Genomic DNA, 21,649 nt, shown 5'->3' with positions numbered 1-21,649 from the left:
CCTAACGGACTGCGCTATTAATGTCGTTAACGCGTCTGACCCAAGGTGTAATGCCAGTTTGATCTTTAATGAGATCCGCTTTTTCAACTGCTTGTCGACGCTGATCATAGCTACCCATAATAAGGATATAACGTGTCTGTCCATTGCGTACTTGCGGCAAGATGCGTGTTTGACTTTGGGTTAAGTTATGTTGACGGATTATCTGCTCTAAACGTTCTGCTTGCACCATGGCTGCTAATTGAATGACAAAATCCGATCCAGCCTGTTGCTCTATCCAACGAATATCATCCATGATCCGCGGTGAATGCAAAGGTGCGGTTGTGACGTCTGCAACCTCAGTGGTTTTGGCGGGCTCCTCAGTCAGCGTAACCTCGGCTATGACTGGTTCAGTTGGCATGGTGGGAGCCTTGGGGGCGCTAATTTCAATTTCAGCAAGCTCTGGCAAGCCATTTGTATGCTGCGGTGACTGTTGACTCAGCTCTTGAATACGTTTGATGATCTGCTGGTCAAGTTGTGCAATTAAATCCGGTGGTGAATGAGGTGTTGGTGTCGCTAAAGCTTGCTCAAGTTGCTGCTGTAATCTTTGCTGAGCTGTTGCCAGTGCGTCTAGTTGCTCTTGAGATACAGCTGACTCCGGCAAAGGCTGCCCCAAAATAGGTTGCGATGCCTCTAATACCGCCAATCGTTCCATTAAACTGATAACGATTGGCGCATCTTCATGATCTTCTAGCAGCATCTGCGTATCCATTAGCTGAGTTTCTAGCTGCAAAATCTGTGCTTCTTGCTCTACTAAAATGGTTTCAAATCGTTCAAATTCTTCGTTAATAATTAAGTATGCTAAATAGAGGATACCGGTCATGGCTAACAATAGACCTAACATCACAACAACACCAAAATAAGGTCCAGTTTTAGCCGGATTTTTTATAGAATTTTTTACTGAATTAGAGCGTGCTAGACGCGGCTTTTTCGATGTGGCTTTTGTTGCCGAAGGCGTTGGATCGGTTGCAACACGGGTGTGCATTTTAGGTTGTTGATCAAACAGCTCATCCCAAGTCGGCTCCGTTTTATTATTCGCTACGGTCGTTTCCTGTTGACTTGCTTGATATACCTTTGCACCAGGTTTAATAGACTCGTTTGATTGTGGAATTACTTTCTCTGCGGCATTAAGCCAATCTGAAAGGCTCACCTCAGTATGGTCCGGATCGCGTTTAGTAGAGATGCGATTTGCTTGAGTCTCAATAGCTTCTAATAGTCTAGCGCGTTCTTCTTCTGCAAGTTGCGAAATACTTTTAGACATAGCGACTCTCTGTGGTGTTAACTCAATTAAATAGTGATCGCCATTTTGGTTAAATGACAGGCAGCATGATTTCTAAAATTTATCATCTGTATTTTATTGTAAAATACTACTTTATGAAACTTTTTACTGGAGTTGAGCAAAATTTATATGGGTACGAACATAACATTAAGTCACGTTTTTGAAGCCATGGGTATCATGTTGCTTGGCTCTGTCATTGCCATTTCCATCGTAACGAGTGTTATTTTGGGACTTTATTGGTTTTTTAAGAATGATGCAAGAGAAAAGGAACGTGTTGAATCGCTGAGCACCAAACAATCAAATAACGACGATGCCTAAACTACACAACAAGTCGTTTAAACAACCATCGCAAACGCCAGAATAACAATAAGGCAGCGAGTGATAACCCAATAATTATTCCCGTCCAAAACCCAAACACGCCCATAGGTTCGAATCTATCGGGCATAAACGCCAGCCAATAACCCAGTCCTAGGCCTATTATCCAGTAACTTAATAGAGTTACCCACATGGTCACTTGCGTATCCTGCAGACCGCGTAATGCACCTGCCGCCGTGACTTGTATGGCATCAAAGACCTGATAAGCCGCTGCAAAAATAAATAGGATTAAGGCCACGGCCATGACGTCTGGGTTTTGTGTGTAGGCACGGACAATATACTGGCTGCTAGTAAGTGTAAAGATGGATAAGAGTAACCCAAGAATAAATGCACTTACCAGTCCCATCCTTAGTAGTTTGCCGATTAATTGCAAATCACGCTGTCCATAGGCATAGCCTACTCTAATGGTTAATGCCATTGCAAAACTTAACGGAAACATAAATAACAACGAGGTAAAACTAATTGCAATTTGATGTGCACCAATAATAATTGTGCCAAGTGGTGCAATAAAAAACACAATAAAAGTAAACATGCCGACTTCAAATAACAATGAAAATGCCATGGGTATTCCTAGCCACAAAATCGGTTGAATACCCTGTCGCCAACTTGGTTTATGTACTTTATTAAGACGATAGGGTATGAAGTCTTTATGTAAGCGTACATAAATTAAGGCGACAAAAAACATCGACCACATCACAATAGCGGTCGCTACACCAGCCCCCACTGCGCCCATACCATCAATAGGTCCCCATCCAAAGATAAACAAGGCATTTAAAGGGATATTCAATATTAAAGCAGCGACACTGAAGCTAAGTGTAGGCAGTGTTTTGCCCAGCCCTTCCCAGTAAAAACGATAGACCTGATAAAGTGTTACTCCGGGTAAGCCAAATGCTGCCCAAAATAAATATCCCACCGTCAGCTCATAAACACGTTCATCAAGCTGCAATAAATTGAGCAAAGGATGCGGGAACCACATTATTAACGCGCAAATCCAGCCAATTGGAATAGCGATCCACAATCCTTGGTGAAGCTGAGTAGCGATTTTATGGGGTTGATTTTCACCTAATGCTTTCGCTGTCAGTGGTGTCAAAGCAAGCAAAACACCGGTGGCAAACATAAACACGGGCAGTAAAATACTGGTACCGAGACCAATTGCAGCTAGATCTTCAACGCCCACCCAACCTGACATCAATGTATCGACCACACCTAAACCTGTCAGGGCAAGCTGTGCGATTAAAATGGGCCAAGCTAGCCGTAATATTTTATTTAACTCAAGCCAGTAGATTGTTGAAATCATTTGCTTTTATGGCTTTTTTTGTGATCTTTTACTGCATCATATCTTGCTGAGTCTGCATCAGTTTTATCTTGATTTTTCGCGTTTAAATCGCAGGAATCGGTTGTTTCTGAGGTATTATCAGGCGCATTAGGATCCGGCCAAAATTCATCATAATGATCATCTGGAAAAGCAAGCCAATGAGGTTTCCAATAAATCACGAGGATTTTAGTTGCCCAATAGGCCATGGCATAAATCACAACCGCTAAAGATAAAATAAGCGGCAGGCCTAGTATTAAGTCCAACAAATCCGTTTGGCCGGTAAAGATACGTGCTATAAACGCATGACTGATCAGCGTGAAATATAACCAAGCAATAGCCGCGAGCCAAGCAATAATCGACATGAGTTTATGGAGTGTGGGACCCGGTTTTGCGTATCTGAACTTTTCTAACAAAGTCTATTTCCCCCAATATTGGTATATAAACCACTGTAAGGCAATCCAAGTACTAGCCACATTGAGCTTACCCTGTTCGATAGCCTGTCTTGCCTGCTGAAAATCAAGGGTAACTAATCGTATGTCTTCTACTTCTTGTTGGTTGCCTGCAAATTTGGGTAAATTCGCCACGCTTACTGCTGCAGCAAATAAATGCAGAATTTCGCTTGATCCGCCAGGACTCGGAAAAAATTGACCAACAAATTGAAATTGATCAGGTTCAAGCGTGCAGCCCGCTTCTTCTTTCACCTCTCTAACCGCAGCCTCTATTGCTGTTTCACCTTCATCAATCATGCCTGCAACGGGTTCAAGTAACCAGGCCTGCTGATCTTGAAAATGTGCTAACGCCCCTGCCCGACATTGTTCAACCAATACGAGTTGTTGTGCTTCAAGATCATAGAGCAAGACGACTACGGCCTCGCCGCGCTGAAACAATTCTCTGGTAATCGGTTGGCTAAGACCCCCGGCATATAAACTATGGCGATAAGTCAAACGGTCTAAATGAAAAAACCCCTCATAGGCACGTTCACTATGGGTAAGTGTTACTTTATATTGCATCTTGAGTTAGCTCTTTAATTTTGACGCGCTGGGTAATACCGCACAGGAGTTCGTAGCCAATAGTGTTTGCATGATGCGCAACCTCATCTACAGATAACTGCTCCCCCCACAGCTCCACTGGATCATTCAAATGAATGTCATTCGCATGATCAGTAATATCAACGGTAATCATGTCCATCGATACCCGTCCAACAAGTGGGCATCTAATTTTATTAATTACCACTGGCGTGCCGTTTTCTGCATGGCGTGGATAACCATCACCATAACCCACCGCAACGATTGCAAGACAGGTTTTCCGGGTAGCTTGCCAAGTTTGACCATAGCCTACCCCTTCACCCTCGGCTATCCATTTAATCGCAATAACACGACTGACCAGGGTCATCACTGGCTTAAAGTTTTGCGTATGAGGTTTTAAAATACCAGCACCATACAGCATAATGCCTGGTCTAACCCAATTTAAATGCGTATGGGGTGCTGTTTGAATCGCAGCAGAATTGGCCAAACTTAAACTATATTGGTAACGTTCATTAGCAGTAATAAGTTGTTGGTGTTGATACTGATTTAGTGAATGAACCTGCTCTGCACAGGCTAGATGAGACATTAAATGGCATTTAAAATGCGGGGCATGATGTTTAAGACGAAACAAAGCTTGATGTAAGCCTTCGTCATTAAAGCCTAAGCGATGCATACCCGTATCAAGTTTTAGCCAAATATGAATCGGATCTTCAATGGTATCAGATAGCAGCCAATCAAGCTGATGCTGACTATGTATCACGATGTCGAGTCGGTGCTGCAGCACAAGACGTAACTCAGCAGCGTCAAACAAGCCTTCTAGCAGCAGAATCGGATGTAAAAACCCAGCCTGTCTTAAGGTAACGGCTTCCTCTACTGAGGCCACAGCAAACCCATCAGCCTGATTTAATGCCTTTGCAACGCGCAGTAGCCCGTGACCATATCCATTAGCTTTAATTACAGCCCATACACGTGATTGACCAACTATTTTCTTAGTCTGTATCAGGTTATGCTGAAGGGCATTCAAATTGATCAAAGCTTCAATAGGTCGCGTCATAAAAAGGGTCTTTAAAAATGGTTATCTTGATCATGTAAATTAACGAAATTTTCAAAGCGAGTGTATTGGCCAATAAAGGTCAATCTTAGTGTTCCTATGGACCCATTCCGGTGTTTGCCGATAATAATTTCCGCCGTGCCTTTATCTTCACTGTCTGGATTGTAAACCTCATCTCGATAAATAAAGATGATTAAGTCGGCATCCTGTTCAATTGCACCGGATTCACGTAAGTCAGACATCACTGGTCGCTTATTTGGACGTTGTTCTAAACTACGATTAAGCTGGGATAAGGCAATCACAGGTATATTAAGTTCTTTTGCAAGCGCTTTTAAACCACGGGATATTTCGGAAATCTCATTAACACGGTTATCTGTTTGGGTTGAACCGCGCATCAATTGTAAGTAATCTATCACTATTAAACTCAAGCCATTGATCTTAGCTTCATCTTCAGCAATACCCGCTGCGGCCGCATCCTTACGTTGCTGCTCACGGATATCTTTATCTATTCGTCTTGCTCGCGCTCGCAACTCGTTAATAGAAAGCGCTGGGGTATCATCAATAAAGATTTGCGATGAAGATAAGCGTGTAACGGCTGAGTTTAGATTGCTCCAATCTTCTGGCTTTAAATCGCCTGTACGCATTTTTTTAGAGTCAATGCGGCCAATTGAGCTAAGCATACGCAAGGCTAATTGTTCGCCAGGCATCTCTAAACTAAAAACCGCAACGGGCTCTTTCGTTTTGGTGGCTACATTTTCAGCCACATTCATAGAAAAGGTTGTTTTACCCATCGAAGGACGCCCAGCAACAATAATTAAATCGCCACGTTGTAAGCCCGACGTCATGTCATCAAATGCGGTTAGATGGGTTGCAATACCGGTGATATTTCCTTCAGTATTAAAAATTTCATCCAAACGGATCATGGCACTACCAAGTAAGTCGTCAATGGTCATATATTGGCGTTGTTTACCTGAACCATGCTCGGCAATGGCCAGGATCTTGGCTTCAGCCGAGTCTAATATATCGCGGGTGGTTGCACCTTGACTGTTATAACAAGATGATGCGATGTCGTTAGACGCCGCAATTAACTGACGCAATATAGATTTGTCACGCACTATGCGGGCATAAAACACCGCATTACTCGGTCCAGGCGTGTTAGTGGCTAGGTCAGCTAAATAATCACGACCCCCTACCTCATCTAGCAGATTTTGACTTTCTAAGTGACTAATCAGTGTCACTAAATCAACAGCACTATTTCGCTGAGCTAGACTATAAATAGCGTTATAAATAAGTTGGTGTTGTTTGGTATAAAAATCCTGCTCATTTATTAAGCCAAAAATATCATCAAATATATCTTTTGACAGCATTAGTGCGCCAAGAACTGACTGCTCTGCTTCTTCTGAATAAGGTGGCAACTTGAAGAGTTCATTGGATGACGTAGGATTCATAGAAAAAGAGAATAAGCCTTACAAAAACAGTCATTATAAAAGACATGGCAAAAAAAAACCGAGCCATTGCTCGGTTTTTTCTGTAAAAGATTAATGCTTAAGCAGCGATAACTTCTACATTGACAGCAGCTACTACATCTGTGTGTAATTGAATGTCAATTTCGAATGTACCTGTATGACGCATAGGGCCTTCTGGTAAACGAACTTGACGACGCTCTACACTAAAGCCTGAGGCACTTAATGCATCAGCAATGTCTTGTGTACCAATAGAGCCAAACAACTTACCTTCATCACCGGCACTTGCTTCAACCTTAATTACCAAACCATTCATTTTTTCATAAACAGCTTGAGCAGATGCTAAAGCTTCAGCGGCTTCTTTTTCTAACTCTGCACGGCGAGCTTCAAATTCAGCAACATTGTCTTTTGTAGCAGGTTTTGCTTTACCTTGTGGAATTAAGAAATTGCGCGCATAACCAGACTTAACAGTCACTTGCTCACCTAACCCACCTAAGTTTTGTACTTTTTCTAGCAGAATAACGTTCATTCTGAAATCCTTTAATTACTCGGCTCCCATCGGCTGCGAAAATCACTGAATGTATCCGCCATGCCGATGATTGCTAAAACTAAAACCGCTTGTGGAAACACAAGCAATAAAATATACATGGCAACTAACCAACCACTTGATGCTTGTTTAACTTGCACCCCATGGTGAATAATTGCAATACCTTGAAACATGAGAATTATTGTTAATAAACCAAATAAATTGCCTAACAAACCACCAGTCCATTCGTTCATAAACAAACTCGCCAGTGCAATGCCAAATGTTGTCCATGCCACAGGTTTTGGCAGTGTCAAACGATGAAAATCCTTTTGAAACTGCCCTGGGTAATAGAGTGCGGCCTGTAACCAACGCGCAATTAGAACCTGACCGAACCATAACAATGCCGCAAACATAGCAAGCAACATCGTAATCATCTTTGTCATTTGTTCAATCGTTTCAATGGGATAGCTCACACCTGCTTCTTCAAGCATTGGGCGCGCTACTTCATTGAATAAATTTAGCCACCATTGTGCTAAATCGCCTATCATTAGGTGGGCTAGCACAAGACCGGCACCCGCTAAGAACGCAGTAGCCTGAAGTGCTAAGCCTAACGAGTTCGTATTGCGAAGAACAACAGCAATCACCCAAATGGGTAACATAAACTCGATCACAACAACCAGGCCTGGTGCAAAACTGCCACTCATAAACGAGGTTAAAATCAAATGCACCAGCGCTGCCGCAGCCATGGTCTTGGCGCCATCAATTACGCCAACCCGCAGCGTAACCAAGGCAATAACAATCCCAGCTAGAATACCTATGGGACTGAAGAAAATAGCCAAAATTGCGGCCATTACCACTACGCCATAGGCTTGCAGCGGACCGCGCATTACATAATTGGCTAAGGCAATCATGGTTTTAACAATTATTTATGTTGATCTGTATAAGGCAATAACGCCAATACACGTGCGCGCTTGATAGCGGTCGCTAATTGACGTTGATACTTTGCGCTCGTACCTGTAATACGACTGGGTACGATTTTGCCTGTTTCAGTAATGTAGGCCTTCAAGGTATCCAAGTCTTTGTAGTCAATTTCTTTTACATTATCTACAGTAAAGCGACAAAACTTTTTACGTCCAAAATTTCTAGCCATGTTACAACTCCTTAATTATTAAGCGCTAACCGCTTCATTGCGATCATCTTTTTTGCCAGCGATTAATGAGGGTTCAGTAATCGCTTCATTACGCTTAATAAACATATTGCGTAATACAGCGTCGTTATAATAGAACGCACTATCTAGCTCGTCTAAAGCCGCCTGCGTACACTCAATATTCATTAGAATATAGTGTGCCTTGTGGGCTTTCTCGATGGTATAAGCTAATTGGCGACGACCCCAATCTTCTAAACGGTGGACTTTACCACCATCTTGCTCGATGATTGCGCGGTAACGTTCAATCATCGCCGGTACTTGTTCACTTTGATCTGGATGAACTAAAAATACTACTTCATAATGACGCATGGTCTCTCCTTTTGGTTCTAAAGAGCCTCCCCAACCTGCCAAAGCAGAAGTTTGAGTGAAGCAAGGAATCCGAGCACTAAAACTCGAAAGGCGTGATTATAAGAGGATAGACATGGGTTTGCAACCAAAACCCATGATTAAACAATATCTAAGGCAAGATATTTGACTAGTTAAGAATGGTTTGATTAATCTGTGATAATACCGCTAGAGGGTCATCCGCTTGAGTGATTGGACGACCGATCACCAAGTAGCTTGAACCAGCACGAATCGCATTTTCAGGTGTCATGATACGATGCTGATCGTCAGCCCTGGCATTTGCTAAACGAATGCCAGGGGTAACCAGTTGAAAATCTTGATCGAATGATGCACGCAGCATCTCTGCCTCTAACGCAGAACAAACTACGCCCTGTGCACCAGATGATGCAGCTAAACCAGCAAGACGTTTAACATTTTCAGCAACAGAACCCTTCAAGCCAATAGCATTTAATTGTTGCTGATCAAAACTGGTTAAGATCGTGACAGCAATAAGCCAAGTAGGATGTCCCGATTGTTCAATCGCATCACGCGCAGCTTGAATCATTTTAGGTCCACCTAGGCTATGCACATTCAGCATCCAGACCCCTAAATCACTTAAAACGCGACAGGCTTTAGCGACCGTTGTAGGAATATCGTGATACTTTAGATCAACAAAAACATCAAAACCTCTTGTTTGGAGCGCGACCACTAAATCTGGTCCGCCTAAAGCAAATAGCTCTTTACCCACTTTAAGACGACATTCTGATGGATCTAGACGATCAACAAACGCTAAGGCTAAAGCGACAGTAGGGAAATCAAGGGCTACGATAACAGGAGAAAAAGGTGTTTTTGCCATAGAATTGCCAATTTTAGTGGTGCGATTGCACGAGGCCTTTAGCGTCAGAAATCTGCGGCTCTACATGCTGCAATTCTGCTTGCGCCTCTAGGTGATTAATATTTTTTTTAAGCTGAAGTATTTCAGCATCTTGCTGCTTAAGCTTTTTGATTGATTTTTTTAACTGCCATTGGGTAGCCCAAAGTTTGGTACTTAGTAGTAGACCAGCTAGAAATAAACCAATTAAAAAACTTAACGCCAATAGAATAGAAAGTGGCAGTGATGCTTGAGCAAAAAAATAATCAAACATCACTGGGTGTGGATTAAATAACGCCAACGAAACGCCTAGAAGCAAAAAGAGTGCAAAACTAATCAAGCTTATAAAACGACGCATGGCATTATCCTAATCAACAAAGTATATCAGCATGAAATTTAGACTCATCTACACGTTCACGTAACTCTTTACCTGGCTTAAAGTGAGGCACCCGCTTTTCAGGTAAAGCAACCGTTTCACCCGTTTTAGGGTTACGCCCTAGCCTAGCTTGGCGATGATGTAAACTGAAGCTACCAAAACCACGAATCTCAATGCGCTCGCCTGCAGCCATTGCAGCAATCATAACATCAACAATCTGGTTTACCGCTAATTCTACATCATTGTGAGTGAGTTGCGTTTGTTTACGAGAAATGAGTTCAATTAACTCTGATTTAGTCATTTGACAGGCATTCCGAACAGTTCATAAATTACAGCTAGGCTGCTTTGTAAAAAAACAAACCAGCGTTTAAGCTGGTTTGTTCACGAACAGTGTCAGAATTATAACTGACCTTTCAGCAAGTCACCTAAGGTGTTTGATGCTGTTTCCTGATTAGATGTGTAACCTTTAATCGCATCAGCTTCTTCTTGCGCATCTTTAGCTTTGACAGAAAGCGATAGATTGCGGCTCTTACGATCAATGTTAGTGATCTTCGCTTCAACCTTGTCGCCTACTTTAAGCACTGAAGAGGCATCACGTGTGTCTTCATTTAATTCTGACGCACGTAGGTAACCTTCTACTTCATCAGCAAGATCAATTACTGCACCTTTTTCATCAACGGCTTTCACAACACCGGTAACGATACTATTTTTACCGTTAGCTGCAACATACTGTGAGAAAGGATCCTGTTCTAGTTGTTTAAGACCTAGCGAAATACGCTCTCTTTCTGGGTCAATCGAAAGGATGATTGTTTCTAATTCATCACCTTTTTTGAAATCACGAATAGCTTCTTCGCCATTTTGTGCCCAAGAAATATCTGTAAGGTGAACTAGACCATCAATGCCACCATCTAAACCGATAAAGATACCAAAGTCAGTGATAGATTTGATGCTGCCAGCAATTTTGTCACCCTTGTTATGGGTCGCGGCAAAGCCTTCCCATGGATTAACAGTACATTGCTTAATACTTAAAGAAATACGACGACGCTCTTGATCAACATCAAGGATCTTCACACGTACTTCTTGACCCAAATGAACAACCTTAGATGGGTGGATGTTACGGTTTGTCCAATCAAGCTCTGATGTATGTACTAGACCTTCAATGCCGTCTTCGATTTCGATGAACGCACCGTAGTCAGTGATATTAGCAACCTTGCCACCGGTTTCAGAACCGATTGGGTAACGAGCAACCATATCTGACCATGGGTCTTCTTCCATTTGTTTTAGACCTAGTGACACACGGTTACGCTCTTTATCAAACTTAAGTACCTTAACTTCGATTTCATCACCAACTTGTACAATTTCAGATGGATGATTAACTCGGCGCCATGCCATATCCGTAATATGCAATAAACCATCTACGCCGCCCAAATCGATGAAGGCACCGTAGTCAGTAAGATTCTTAACGATACCTTTAAGTACAGAACCTTCTTCCATATTCGCCAATAGTGCTTCACGTTCAGCACTGTTTTCCTGCTCAATCACGGCACGGCGAGACACAACAACGTTATTACGCTTACGGTCGATTTTAACAAGTTTTAACTCTACTTCTTTACCTTCAAGGAAGCCAAAGTCACGAACTGGGCGAGTATCCACTAATGAGCCAGGTAGGAAACCACGTACACCTTCTACATCGACCGTCAAGCCACCTTTGACTTTACCAGTGATAAGACCGTTAACAGTTTCGTTATCTTCAATAGCTGCTTCCAAGCGATCCCAAGTTTTAGCACGCTTCGCTTTTTCACGTGATAAACGGGTTTCGCCAAAGCCATCTTCAAGTGCTTCAAGGCATACTTCAACTTCATCACCTACTGCAACTTCTAGATTACCCTGGGCATCTTCGAATTGCTTTTTAGGGATTGCTGACTCAGATTTCATGCCAGCATCAACCATTACGGTTTCTTTATCAATGCTTACAACTGTACCAATAATTAACGCACCCGATTGGAAGCGGTCAAGCTGAAGAGATTCTTCAAATAATTGTGCAAAAGTTTCGCTCATTAGTGGATTACCAAAATTTTAATTTACATAGCCGATTAAACAATCAATTGGGGACAAATATGTTTACTCGGGTCAGTTTAGATTAGATTGATTCCCCAATCATCAATCCTAGTTAAAGTATATCGAGTTGTTTAATAATTTCTGCTGCTTTTTCAACCACTTGCTCAATATTCAGAGATGTGGTGTCAATCTCAAAAGCATCTTCAGCTGGCACGAGTGGCGCCACAGATCTATTACGATCCCGCTCATCGCGCGCTTCAATATCAAAAATTATCTGATCTATGTTAGCAGTAAGACCTTGATTTTTCAACTGATTAACACGTCTTTCTGCGCGAATTCTTGCAGAAGCGGTCAGAAAAAGCTTTAAATCGGCATGCGGAAAAACAACGGTTCCCATATCACGGCCATCTGCGACGAGCCCAGGCCGCTGCGCAAAATCTTTTTGGCGCTGTAATAAGGCAGCACGCACTGGCGCAATGGCAGCGACTTTCGATGCCATTGCAGCGACGTCTTCATTTCTAATCGCTAGGCTAATATCCTTTTCCTGGTAGAAAACCTTCGTGTCTTTAAACACAACAGGTAATGTTTGCGCAAGCTCAACAAGTTTTGTTTCATCATTCTCGGTTAGTGCTTGATCTATCGCACCATAAGCTAGACTTCTGTATATCGCACCGCTGTCTAAAAAATGAAAGCCGGTTAATTTACATAAATGTTGACATAATGTTCCCTTGCCGACGCCACTTGGACCATCTACCGTAATGATTTTACTCATTAATTACGCCTCCTTGGCCTCTACCATTAAACCGATTGATTGCGCAAGCTCAACAAATTTTGGGAAAGATGTATTCACATTTGCACAGTCATCAATACTAATCGGGGCTACTGCTCGCAAACCTGCTACTGTCATCGCCATTGAAATACGATGATCATGATGACTGATTATTGCAGCGGACTGAGGACGTTGAGTACCGCCATTAATAATCATGCCATCTGCTGTTGGCTTGGCATCAATACCGACTGCCTGTAACGCATCAGCCATAACTTGGATACGGTCCGATTCTTTTACACGTAATTCTTCGGCACCTGTCAAAATAGTTTGTCCCTCTGCTGCCGATGCGGCCACGAAAAGAACAGGAAACTCATCAATTGCTAAAGGCACTAAATGCTCTGGTATAGCAATACCTTGTAATTGTGCTGCACATACATGAATGTCCGCCACAGGTTCTCCCCCTACTTCGCGCTCATTCTCAAGGACAATATTAGCTCCCATCAACTTCAAAATATCAATCACACCGGTGCGTGTGGGGTTAATCCCTACATGCTCTATAACAAGATCTGAACCCGGTGCAATCGACGCCGCCACCATAAAAAAAGCCGCCGATGAAATATCTGATGGCACATCAATTTGCGTCGCGGTTAATTTACCCCCGCCGCTCAAGCGAATTTCCGTCGCTAAATCATCCAACTTAGTCGATTCTACTTGATACCCAAAGCCACGCAGCATGCGCTCAGTGTGATCACGGGTAGGCGCTGGTTCAACCACGCGGGTCTCCCCTTCAGCATAAAGGCCTGCAAGTAGCACACATGATTTAACCTGAGCACTCGCCATAGGAAGCGAGTAATCAATGGCTTTAAGTCGGCTTGAACCCAGAATGGTTAATGGGGGCAAGCCCTTATCTTGACTTGCAATCTTTGCACCCATCAAGGTTAATGGATCAATAACCCGCTTCATTGGGCGCTTGCTCAGTGAGGCATCACCCGTTAGGGTGCAGCTAAAGCCTTGGCCGGCGACAATACCACTCAACAACCGCATTGAAGTACCAGAATTACCCATATTCAAAGAGTCTGCTGGCTGCTTTAGCCCTTTCATACCGACACCTTTAATAGTCACCTTACCATTAGTAGGACCCGTTATCTCAACACCCATTGCCTGAAAAGCTTTCAATGTTGCTAAGGCATCGTCACCCTCTAAAAAGCCGCTAACCTCAGTAACCCCATCTGCAAGCGATCCCAGCATAATACTGCGATGTGAAATAGATTTATCACCTGGCACACGGATACGACCAGTTAGCTTTCCACCAGGATGTACAATAAAACGTAAATTTTTCATAGTCTTAATCAATACTTTTAAAATTAAATTGAGAAATATTATGCAGTGCGATTAACAATATGTTTATCACGCGCCGCTTTTGCGGCGCTAAACAACTGATGAAGTTCATCGCCATTTTGAGTTGTTAATAGTTGTGCAAGTTTGGCAAGTTCGGCCTGATAAGCTTCAAGCCACTTGATAATAGCATGATGGTTTTGAACTGCAATATCTCGCCACATATCGGCATCACTCGATGCAATTCGGGTGAAGTCTCTAAACCCACCTGCTGTGTACTGAAACACATTCCCCAGTTCTGGATGCTCATTAAGCATATCAACAAGTGCAAATGCTAATAAATGAGGTAGATGGCTGGTTGCGGCAAAAACCTCATCATGGTAACAGGCTGTCATTTCTGAAACCTGTGCACCAACGGCTTGCCATAATGCTTTAACACGCGCCAAGGCTTCAGGACAAGTATGTTCTAATGGCGTCAAAATAACACGGTGTGCCTTAAAGAGTTCATTATCCGCTGCAGCAACCCCACTCTGCTCTCGACCAGCTATAGGGTGCCCTGGTACAAATTGCGTCGGACATTCCCCTATCAAGTCAGCTATTTCATTAATAACACTGGCTTTTGCACTACCTACATCGGTTATTACGGCATTAGGCGCTAAAAAGGGTTGAATTTGTTGATAAATAGGCGCGATACTTCCTAATGGAACCGCCAATAAAACAAGATCGGCTCCAGCGACGGCAACAGTGGGATCGGTAACAGCATGATCAATCACGCCTAATTCCAGTGCTTTATCAAGATTGTCAGTGTTGCGACCGCAGCCAACGACATCTTGAACTAGGCCTAGTTCTCTAAGCTTAAGGGCAAACGAACCACCTATTAAGCCTACCCCTATAACTGTAAGACGTTGAATTTGATGCAATTAGTTCACCTGTGCCAAAGCTGAAATCAGGTGAGCATTTTCAGCCTCAGTACCTATAGAAATACGTAAAAAATTGGCCATGCCATAATTAGACACTGGGCGAACAATAACCCCTAACTTTAGTAATTGCTGATTAATATTGGCGGCATCGGTTCCCATATCTACACATATAAAATTACCTTCAGAGGGCAATGGATGATAGCCCATCTGACTAATAGCCGCTTCGACTTTAGCACGCTCTTGCTTATTTAACGCCACTGATGCTGTCACAAAGTCTTGGTCACCCAGTGCAGCCACTGCACAAACTTGGGATAACTCATTAACATTAAAGGGCGCGCGAACACGGTTAAGCAAGCCCACCACCTCTGACTGGGCTAGTAAATAACCAACGCGCAGGGCTGCTAAACCATAGGCTTTTGAAAAAGTGCGCGTGACAATAACATTGGGATAAGCGTTTAATAACTCAAGACCCGATGGCGCATCATCCCGTTCAACATACTCAAGATAGGCTTCGTCATAAACCACCACCACATTAGCCGGTACTTTATGCATAAAGGCATCCAAAGCCTGCGCATTAAAAAAACTGCCCGTCGGGTTATTTGGATTAGCTAAATAAATCACCTTGGTTTTAGAAGTAATCGCCGCTGCCATTGCGTCTAAATCATGGCCATAATCTTTGGCCGGCACTTGCACTGGCGTAGCGCCAACAATTTGAGCCGTGATAGCATAAACTGCAAAAGCATATTGCGAAAAGATAATTTCATCACCAGGGCCTGCAAATACACGCCCTACAAACTCAAGCAATTCATTAGAGCCATTGCCTACCATGACTTCATCAAGTGCGCGCTGTGTAAACTCAGCAATCGCGGAACGTAGATAATAGGCATTGCCATCTGGATAGCGCCCCAGCGTTTTGAGCGCGGCCTGTGCGGCCTTCTCTACCTTCGTACTCACGCCCAGTGGATTCTCATTAGAGGCTAATTTTGTAATCTGTGATAGACCCAATTCACGCTGTAACTCGGATACGGGTTTGCCAGGAATATACGGGCTAATATTGGTGATATGGGGTAAGGCTTGATCAACAATAGCCATAAGCTTGCGCTCTCCTAGTTTTAATTAAGAGGTGATACTGGGTAAGAACCCAATAGTTTGAAAAAACGAGCATTAGCCTGTACTTCAGCTAAGGCTTCAGCAACGGCAGGATCCTGTTGATGCCCTGTAATATCGATATAAAATAGATATTCCCATTTTTGTTCAATAGCTGGGCGTGACACAATACGCGTCATGCTGATATTGCGTTTTGCAAAGCTTTCTAGGATACGTGAAAGTGCGCCAGCTTCATTAGCGAGGGACAATATAAGCGCGGTTTTATCTTCACCACTTGGCGTAGGCGCATGACGACCAATTATCCAAAACTTGGTGGTGTTGTTTTGGGCATCTTCGATATGGGATTTCAGGATATTTAGTTGGTAAAGCGATGCCGCTTGCTCTGAAGCAATGGCAGCGACTTCAGTATGCGCCTGCGCCATTTTGGCTGCTAGCGCATTTGAATCGACCGCTTCGAGTTGGACACCGGGCAGATTATTGCGCAACCAAGTACGACATTGCCCTAAGGCTTGCGGATGGGCTAACACCTTTGTGATGTCATGTAGCTGAGTTGACTGCCCCAATAAACAATGATGGATGGGTAACTCAACTTCCCCCGTCACTGTAACTGGCGTACTTATTAAACAATCCTGTGTGCTGGTGACCGCACCTTCAGTAGAGTTTTCTAGAGGCACGACACCATAATCAACTTGCTGTGTCGCCACAACCTTAAACACATCTTCTATGGTTGATACCGGTACAGGTTGTGCAAAACTACCAAACTGTTTTAGCACGGCTGCATGAGTATAGCTTCCCTCTGGACCCAGATAAGCAACTTTTAATGGCTGCTCTAATGCTAAACAGGCCGACATAATTTCGCGAAAAAGTCTGGCCATATCATCATCGGACAATACGCTAGTATTACGTTGTTTGACAGCACGCAAAACCTGCGCTTCCCGCTCAGGACGATAAAAAACGGCTTCGACCTGACCCCCTTGGGTCTTAATGTCCGCAACCTGTTTAGCACATAAAGCACGCTCAGTGATAAGTTGCTGAATTTGTTCATCAATCGTATCGATTTGTTGACGAATCTGAAGAAGTTGTTCTGCTTCTGTTGTCACGCCCTACCCCCTAAGCGTAACGATTGGCAAAGTCGCGCATAAAGTCAATTAGCGCGTCCACACCCTCTTGTGGCATGGCATTATAAATACTCGCTCGCATGCCACCGACCAGCTTATGACCTTTCAGATTGAGCAGGCCGGCTGCGTGCGACTCTTTTAAGAAGGTACTATCAAGCGATGGATCTTGTAATGTAAAAGGTACATTCATCCAAGAGCGTTGTTCTTTTGGGACAGGGTTGTTATAAAAATCGATAGAATCAATTGCTTGATAAAGGCGGTAGGCTTTGGTTTGGTTATGTTCAGCCATCGCTGCCACACCGCCTTGCTGCTTAATCCAATCAAACACCAGGCCTGCTAAATACCAAGAATAGGTCGCTGGTGTATTAAACATTGAATCGTTTTCAGCGTAGGTTTGCCAATTCAACAAGGTTGGTGTGATATCACGCGCTTTGCCCACTAAGTCTTCCCGAACGATAACGATGGCCAGGCCGGCTGGTCCAATATTTTTTTGCGCACCGGCATATATCATGCCAAACTTTGACACATCTATTGGTCGCGACAAAATAGTAGAAGACATATCAGCAATCAGCGGCGTCTCCTCTGGAAGATCGGGCACATCTAAAAACTCTAGGCCACCAATGGTTTCATTAGCGGTGTAATGAATATATTTAGCATTTGCTGAAATTTTCCACTCAGCTTGATCAGGTATCATCGCATGATTTTCACATACCACATTGACCTGCGCATAACGACTGGCCTCTTTTATTGCTTTAGCAGACCACACACCCGTATTAAAATAGTCGACCACATCACCGCTATCAGCTAGGTTGAGCGGAATGGCACTGAACTGTAACGACGCACCACCATGCATAAACAGAACCTTATAGTTATCAGGTATCGCCATGATGTCACGTAAGGTCTGTTCGGTTTGATGCGCCATCGCCATGTAATCTTGCGAGCGATGACTCATTTCCATCACCGACATGCCCGTATTATGCCAATCCAAAAATTCAATCTGTGCTTGCTGCATGACGGGTTCCGGCAACATTGCCGGTCCCGCGCTAAAGTTAAATGTCCGTGCCATTATTGTTCTTGTTCCTGTTGTTGCAAGGGTTGCTCGTCATCGTCATCTGACATATCTACTACAGCCAGCCCGACTACCCATTCATCTGTTCCAACATTAATAAGTTTTACACCTTGCGTATTGCGTCCAACGACTGAAATCTCGGCGACACGTGTTCTAACTAAGGTGGCTTTATTGGTAATTAATACAACCTCTTGATCAGGTGTGACGGCTACCGCAGCAACGACTTTACCATTGCGATCGGTGGTTTTGATCGAAATAACCCCCTGACCGCTTCGATTAATGGTTGAATAGTCATCAACTGGCGTACACTTGCCAAAACCATGCTCTGTTGCAGTCAAAATCAGGGTATTAGCTTGGGCAATTTGCATTGAAATCACCGCTTGTCCCTCAGCGAGCTTCATGCCACGCACGCCGCGAGCCTGTCGACCCATCACCCGAACATCACTTTCTTTAAAGCGGATAGCCTTACCACCATCCGCAAAAAGCATAACTTCTTGCTCGCCATTTGTCAGTGCGGTGCCTACCAATTCGTCACCGTCTAGCAAATCTAGTGCAATAATGCCATTCGCACGAGGACGAGAAAAATCAGCCAATTTTACGCGTTTAACAATCGCATGCTTGGTGGCCATAAACACAAAATGATCATTATCAAACTCGCTGACGGGAAGAATAGCGGAAATATTTTCGCCCTCGTCCAATGGGAACACATTCACTATGGGTTTGCCACGGGCACCGCGCCCTGCTAACGGCAGTTGCCAGGTTTTTTTCCAATACAGCTTGCCGCGATTAGAGAAACACAACAACATATCATGGGTGCTAGCAACCAAAATTTGACCCACTTCATCCGCTTCTTTCATTGCGGTCGCTGACTTACCACGCCCTCCGCGTTTTTGGGCGCGATAATCGCTTAAAGGCTGGGTTTTAATATAGCCATCTTGCGAAAGGGTGACAATACGATCTTCAACCGCAATTAAGTCCTCTTCATCAAGATCTAAATAAGCGTGATCAATTTCAGTCCGACGCGCATCGCCATATTCCTCTTTAACCGCAATGAGTTCTTCGCGGACTACTTCAGTTAAACGATCTGGGTTGCGCAAAATCTCCAGGAATTCAAAAATCTTCGCAATCAGTGCTTTGTATTCTTCAAGAATTTTGTCTTGCTCTAACCCGGTGAGGCGATTCAAACGCATATCTAAAATGGCTTGCGCTTGTACTGGCGATAGGCGATAGCTGTCTGCCGACACCATACCAAAACCAGCCGCTAAGTCTTCTGGGCGGGTATCTTTTGCTTCTACACGTTCTAATAATTGCAGTACATGCCCAGCTGGCCAATCACGTTCAAGCATCCGCTCTTTAGCGATTTGCGAGGTTGCAGAAGACTTAATCAGCTCGATCATATCGTCGATATTGCTCAAGGCGACGGCAAGGCCTTCTAACAAATGTGCCTTCTCTCGTGCTTTGCGCAATTCAAAAATAGTGCGACGGGTCACCACTTCACGACGATGACGCACGAAGGCTTGAATAATCTCTAATAAATTAAGTAGCTTGGGTTGGCCATTAATCAGCGCCACCATATTAATACCAAACACGGTTTGCATGGCGGTTAACTTATAAAGGTTGTTAATCATTACATCGGCGTTTTCCCCACGACGCAATTCAATCACAATCCGCATGCCATCTTTGTCTGACTCATCACGTAGTGCGGTAATGCCGTCAATTTTCTTTTCTTTAATCAGCTCGGCAATCCGCTCGATCAACTTAGCCTTGTTAACCTGATAAGGTATTTCATTGACAATGATAGTTTGTTTGCCAGATTTATCGGTTTCAATTTGGGTTTTAGCGCGAATTTGTACGCGACCTCGTCCCGTCTCATAGGCTTCACGAATCCCCCGCGTACCGTTGATAATGCCATAGGTAGGAAAGTCAGGGCCTGGCAAATGCTCAATTAAGCCGGCGACATCAATATCCGGGTTGTCAACATAAGCTAAACAGGCATTAATGGTTTCAGTGAGGTTATGTGGTGGGATATTAGTCGCCATACCAACTGCAATACCAGCTGAACCATTGACCAACAAATTGGGGATGCGACTTGGCAATACATTCGGCTCAGATTCAGAACCGTCATAGTTAAGCGTAAAATTAACCGTCTCTTTATCAAGATCTGCTAATAGTTCATGGGCGATTTTAGCCATCCGTACTTCGGTATAACGCATTGCGGCGGGGTTATCACCATCAATCGAACCAAAGTTACCCTGACCATCAACCAACATATAGCGCAATGAAAATGGCTGCGCCATACGTACAATCGTGTCATAAACGGCCGTATCACCATGAGGATGGTATTTACCAATTACGTCACCTACAACACGTGCCGATTTTTTATAGGGCTTATTGTAGTCATTGTGCAATTCATTCATCGCATACAATACACGACGATGCACGGGTTTTAGACCATCACGAACATCAGGTAACGCGCGCCCAATAATGACGCTCATTGCATAACTAAGATAAGACTGCTTCATTTCCTCTTCTAAGGAAATGGGATGTATTTCACGTGCAAATTCCGACATGCCGCATCCACTTTTGATTAATTTGACATAAATATGAATTATACCCTATTTCGCTGCAATATCCCCAGTCCTAACAACAGAAAAAAAGACAAGCCAGCGGAGTTTCGCTAAACTATGTGCACGCTTTTAGGCCGCTAAGGATAACAAGATGTCACAGTCAGCAAACGTCGATGTGCAACAAATAAATTTATTTAATCAACAAGCGCACCAATGGTGGGATCCAAATGGTCAGTTTAATGCACTGCATAAACTTAACCCATTACGAATGGACTTTATTCAACTGCATCAAGATTTTCCGGCACAAAAAATCCTCGATGTTGGCTGTGGTGGCGGAATTTTAGCTGAAGCCATGGCGCAAGCTGGCGCAGACGTAACTGGATTAGATCTCGCAGATGACCTGTTACAAGTCGCCCGTTTGCATGCGCTAGATAGCGGGGTTAAGGTGAACTATGTGCTAGAAGATGTGGCCGACCATGCGCAGGCGCACGCTGAACACTATGATTTGGTGACCTGTATGGAAATGCTGGAACATGTGCCTGATCCGCAAGCCATTTTGCACGCCTGTGCCAAAGCCGTTAAGCCAGGTGGCTGGGTGATTTGTTCAACACTCAACCGCTCCAATAAATCCCTGTTGTTAGCGGTGATTACCGCTGAGTATGTGCTGAACTTGGTTCCTCGTGGTACGCATCATCATGATAAGTTCATTAAACCCAGTGAACTAACCCAGATGGGACGACAAGTAGGCCTGGTGATGCAAAGCACGGCGGGTATGGAATTTAATCCCATTCTTAAGCGCTATCGGCTTAACGATGATTTAAGCATTAATTATTTAATGGCCTTCAAAAAAGTATAGTC

The 21,649-nt window shown here is 43.7% G+C and carries 23 protein-coding genes; 2 read left to right on the top strand and 21 right to left on the bottom strand.

Annotated features, from left to right (window positions below; translation table 11 throughout):
* Position 1: 1 nt before the first annotated feature.
* Positions 2 to 1,297: an SPOR domain-containing protein gene (locus BM293_RS01270; RefSeq protein ID WP_093446253.1), complete on the bottom strand. Its 1,296-nt coding sequence runs from the start codon at positions 1,295 to 1,297 to the stop codon at positions 2 to 4.
* 147 nt (positions 1,298 to 1,444) lie between these two features.
* Between BM293_RS01270 and BM293_RS01265 the strand changes: the two genes are divergently transcribed.
* Complete coding sequence (locus BM293_RS01265) at positions 1,445 to 1,633, top strand: hypothetical protein (RefSeq protein ID WP_093446252.1); 189 nt, start codon at positions 1,445 to 1,447, stop codon at positions 1,631 to 1,633.
* Position 1,634: 1 nt separating this feature from the next.
* Here BM293_RS01265 and BM293_RS01260 read toward each other — a convergent pair whose 3' ends face one another.
* From BM293_RS01260 to gyrA, 20 genes are all read right to left on the bottom strand, one after another.
* Entirely contained in the window at positions 1,635 to 2,987 is a 1,353-nt protein-coding gene (locus BM293_RS01260) for an MATE family efflux transporter (RefSeq protein ID WP_093446250.1), read from the bottom strand.
* On the bottom strand, positions 2,984 to 3,418 hold the full coding sequence (locus BM293_RS01255) for a hypothetical protein (RefSeq protein ID WP_234968851.1): 435 nt from the start codon (positions 3,416 to 3,418) through the stop codon (positions 2,984 to 2,986). The genes BM293_RS01260 and BM293_RS01255 overlap by 4 nt, the downstream gene beginning before the upstream one ends.
* A gap of 3 nt (positions 3,419 to 3,421) precedes the next feature.
* Positions 3,422 to 4,015 (bottom strand): NUDIX domain-containing protein, encoded by a 594-nt coding sequence (locus BM293_RS01250; protein ID WP_093446249.1) that lies wholly within the window; start codon positions 4,013 to 4,015, stop codon positions 3,422 to 3,424.
* Positions 4,005 to 5,084, bottom strand: coding sequence for an alanine racemase (alr, locus tag BM293_RS01245; protein ID WP_093446247.1), 1,080 nt, complete (start codon positions 5,082 to 5,084; stop codon positions 4,005 to 4,007). The genes BM293_RS01250 and alr overlap by 11 nt, the downstream gene beginning before the upstream one ends.
* Positions 5,085 to 5,095: 11 nt before the next feature.
* Positions 5,096 to 6,529: a replicative DNA helicase gene (dnaB, locus tag BM293_RS01240; protein WP_093446245.1), complete on the bottom strand. Its 1,434-nt coding sequence runs from the start codon at positions 6,527 to 6,529 to the stop codon at positions 5,096 to 5,098.
* Between the two features lie 97 nt (positions 6,530 to 6,626).
* On the bottom strand, positions 6,627 to 7,073 hold the full coding sequence (gene rplI, locus BM293_RS01235; RefSeq protein WP_093446243.1) for a 50S ribosomal protein L9: 447 nt from the start codon (positions 7,071 to 7,073) through the stop codon (positions 6,627 to 6,629).
* Positions 7,074 to 7,084: 11 nt separating this feature from the next.
* On the bottom strand, positions 7,085 to 7,981 hold the full coding sequence (locus tag BM293_RS01230; RefSeq protein WP_093446241.1) for a DUF2232 domain-containing protein: 897 nt from the start codon (positions 7,979 to 7,981) through the stop codon (positions 7,085 to 7,087).
* A gap of 11 nt (positions 7,982 to 7,992) precedes the next feature.
* Positions 7,993 to 8,220 carry a 30S ribosomal protein S18 gene (gene rpsR / locus BM293_RS01225; RefSeq protein WP_093446239.1) on the bottom strand — a complete coding sequence of 76 codons (228 nt, stop codon included), beginning with the start codon at positions 8,218 to 8,220 and terminating at the stop codon, positions 7,993 to 7,995.
* A gap of 18 nt (positions 8,221 to 8,238) precedes the next feature.
* The gene (gene rpsF / locus BM293_RS01220; protein ID WP_093446237.1) at positions 8,239 to 8,586 is read right to left on the bottom strand and encodes a 30S ribosomal protein S6; all 348 of its coding nucleotides are present in this window, start codon (positions 8,584 to 8,586) and stop codon (positions 8,239 to 8,241) included.
* Between the two features lie 166 nt (positions 8,587 to 8,752).
* Positions 8,753 to 9,457: an orotidine-5'-phosphate decarboxylase gene (gene pyrF, locus BM293_RS01215; RefSeq protein ID WP_093446235.1), complete on the bottom strand. Its 705-nt coding sequence runs from the start codon at positions 9,455 to 9,457 to the stop codon at positions 8,753 to 8,755.
* Positions 9,458 to 9,470: 13 nt separating this feature from the next.
* Complete coding sequence (locus tag BM293_RS01210) at positions 9,471 to 9,830, bottom strand: lipopolysaccharide assembly protein LapA domain-containing protein (RefSeq protein ID WP_093446233.1); 360 nt, start codon at positions 9,828 to 9,830, stop codon at positions 9,471 to 9,473.
* Positions 9,831 to 9,843: 13 nt separating this feature from the next.
* Complete coding sequence (locus tag BM293_RS01205) at positions 9,844 to 10,149, bottom strand: integration host factor subunit beta (protein ID WP_093446231.1); 306 nt, start codon at positions 10,147 to 10,149, stop codon at positions 9,844 to 9,846.
* 98 nt (positions 10,150 to 10,247) lie between these two features.
* A complete protein-coding gene (gene rpsA / locus BM293_RS01200; RefSeq protein WP_093446229.1) occupies positions 10,248 to 11,906 on the bottom strand; it encodes a 30S ribosomal protein S1 in 1,659 nt (552 codons plus the stop codon).
* 112 nt (positions 11,907 to 12,018) lie between these two features.
* On the bottom strand, positions 12,019 to 12,678 hold the full coding sequence (gene cmk / locus BM293_RS01195; protein ID WP_093446227.1) for a (d)CMP kinase: 660 nt from the start codon (positions 12,676 to 12,678) through the stop codon (positions 12,019 to 12,021).
* A gap of 3 nt (positions 12,679 to 12,681) precedes the next feature.
* On the bottom strand, positions 12,682 to 14,016 hold the full coding sequence (gene aroA / locus BM293_RS01190; RefSeq protein WP_093446225.1) for a 3-phosphoshikimate 1-carboxyvinyltransferase: 1,335 nt from the start codon (positions 14,014 to 14,016) through the stop codon (positions 12,682 to 12,684).
* A gap of 38 nt (positions 14,017 to 14,054) precedes the next feature.
* Entirely contained in the window at positions 14,055 to 14,930 is an 876-nt protein-coding gene (locus tag BM293_RS01185; RefSeq protein ID WP_093446224.1) for a prephenate dehydrogenase, read from the bottom strand.
* Positions 14,931 to 16,022 carry a histidinol-phosphate transaminase gene (gene hisC / locus BM293_RS01180; RefSeq protein ID WP_093446222.1) on the bottom strand — a complete coding sequence of 364 codons (1,092 nt, stop codon included), beginning with the start codon at positions 16,020 to 16,022 and terminating at the stop codon, positions 14,931 to 14,933.
* Positions 16,023 to 16,042: 20 nt separating this feature from the next.
* Positions 16,043 to 17,137 (bottom strand): prephenate dehydratase, encoded by a 1,095-nt coding sequence (gene pheA, locus BM293_RS01175; RefSeq protein WP_093446221.1) that lies wholly within the window; start codon positions 17,135 to 17,137, stop codon positions 16,043 to 16,045.
* Positions 17,138 to 17,147: 10 nt separating this feature from the next.
* Positions 17,148 to 18,221 (bottom strand): 3-phosphoserine/phosphohydroxythreonine transaminase, encoded by a 1,074-nt coding sequence (gene serC / locus BM293_RS01170; RefSeq protein WP_093446219.1) that lies wholly within the window; start codon positions 18,219 to 18,221, stop codon positions 17,148 to 17,150.
* Complete coding sequence (gene gyrA / locus BM293_RS01165; protein WP_093446217.1) at positions 18,221 to 20,794, bottom strand: DNA gyrase subunit A; 2,574 nt, start codon at positions 20,792 to 20,794, stop codon at positions 18,221 to 18,223. Before gyrA ends, serC begins: the two co-directional genes overlap by 1 nt.
* Before the next feature lie 148 nt (positions 20,795 to 20,942).
* On the opposite strand from gyrA, the gene ubiG reads away from it, so the two are divergent.
* Positions 20,943 to 21,647 carry a bifunctional 2-polyprenyl-6-hydroxyphenol methylase/3-demethylubiquinol 3-O-methyltransferase UbiG gene (ubiG, locus tag BM293_RS01160; protein WP_093446216.1) on the top strand — a complete coding sequence of 235 codons (705 nt, stop codon included), beginning with the start codon at positions 20,943 to 20,945 and terminating at the stop codon, positions 21,645 to 21,647.
* Positions 21,648 to 21,649: the final 2 nt, after the last annotated feature.

Origin of the sequence: Thiomicrospira sp. ALE5, from assembly GCF_900112445.1 — a bacterium.
Classification (GTDB): Bacteria; Pseudomonadota; Gammaproteobacteria; order Thiomicrospirales; family Thiomicrospiraceae; genus Thiomicrospira.
The sequence above is the reverse complement of the archived record's forward strand: the minus strand, read 5'-3'. Positions and strand labels throughout refer to the sequence as shown.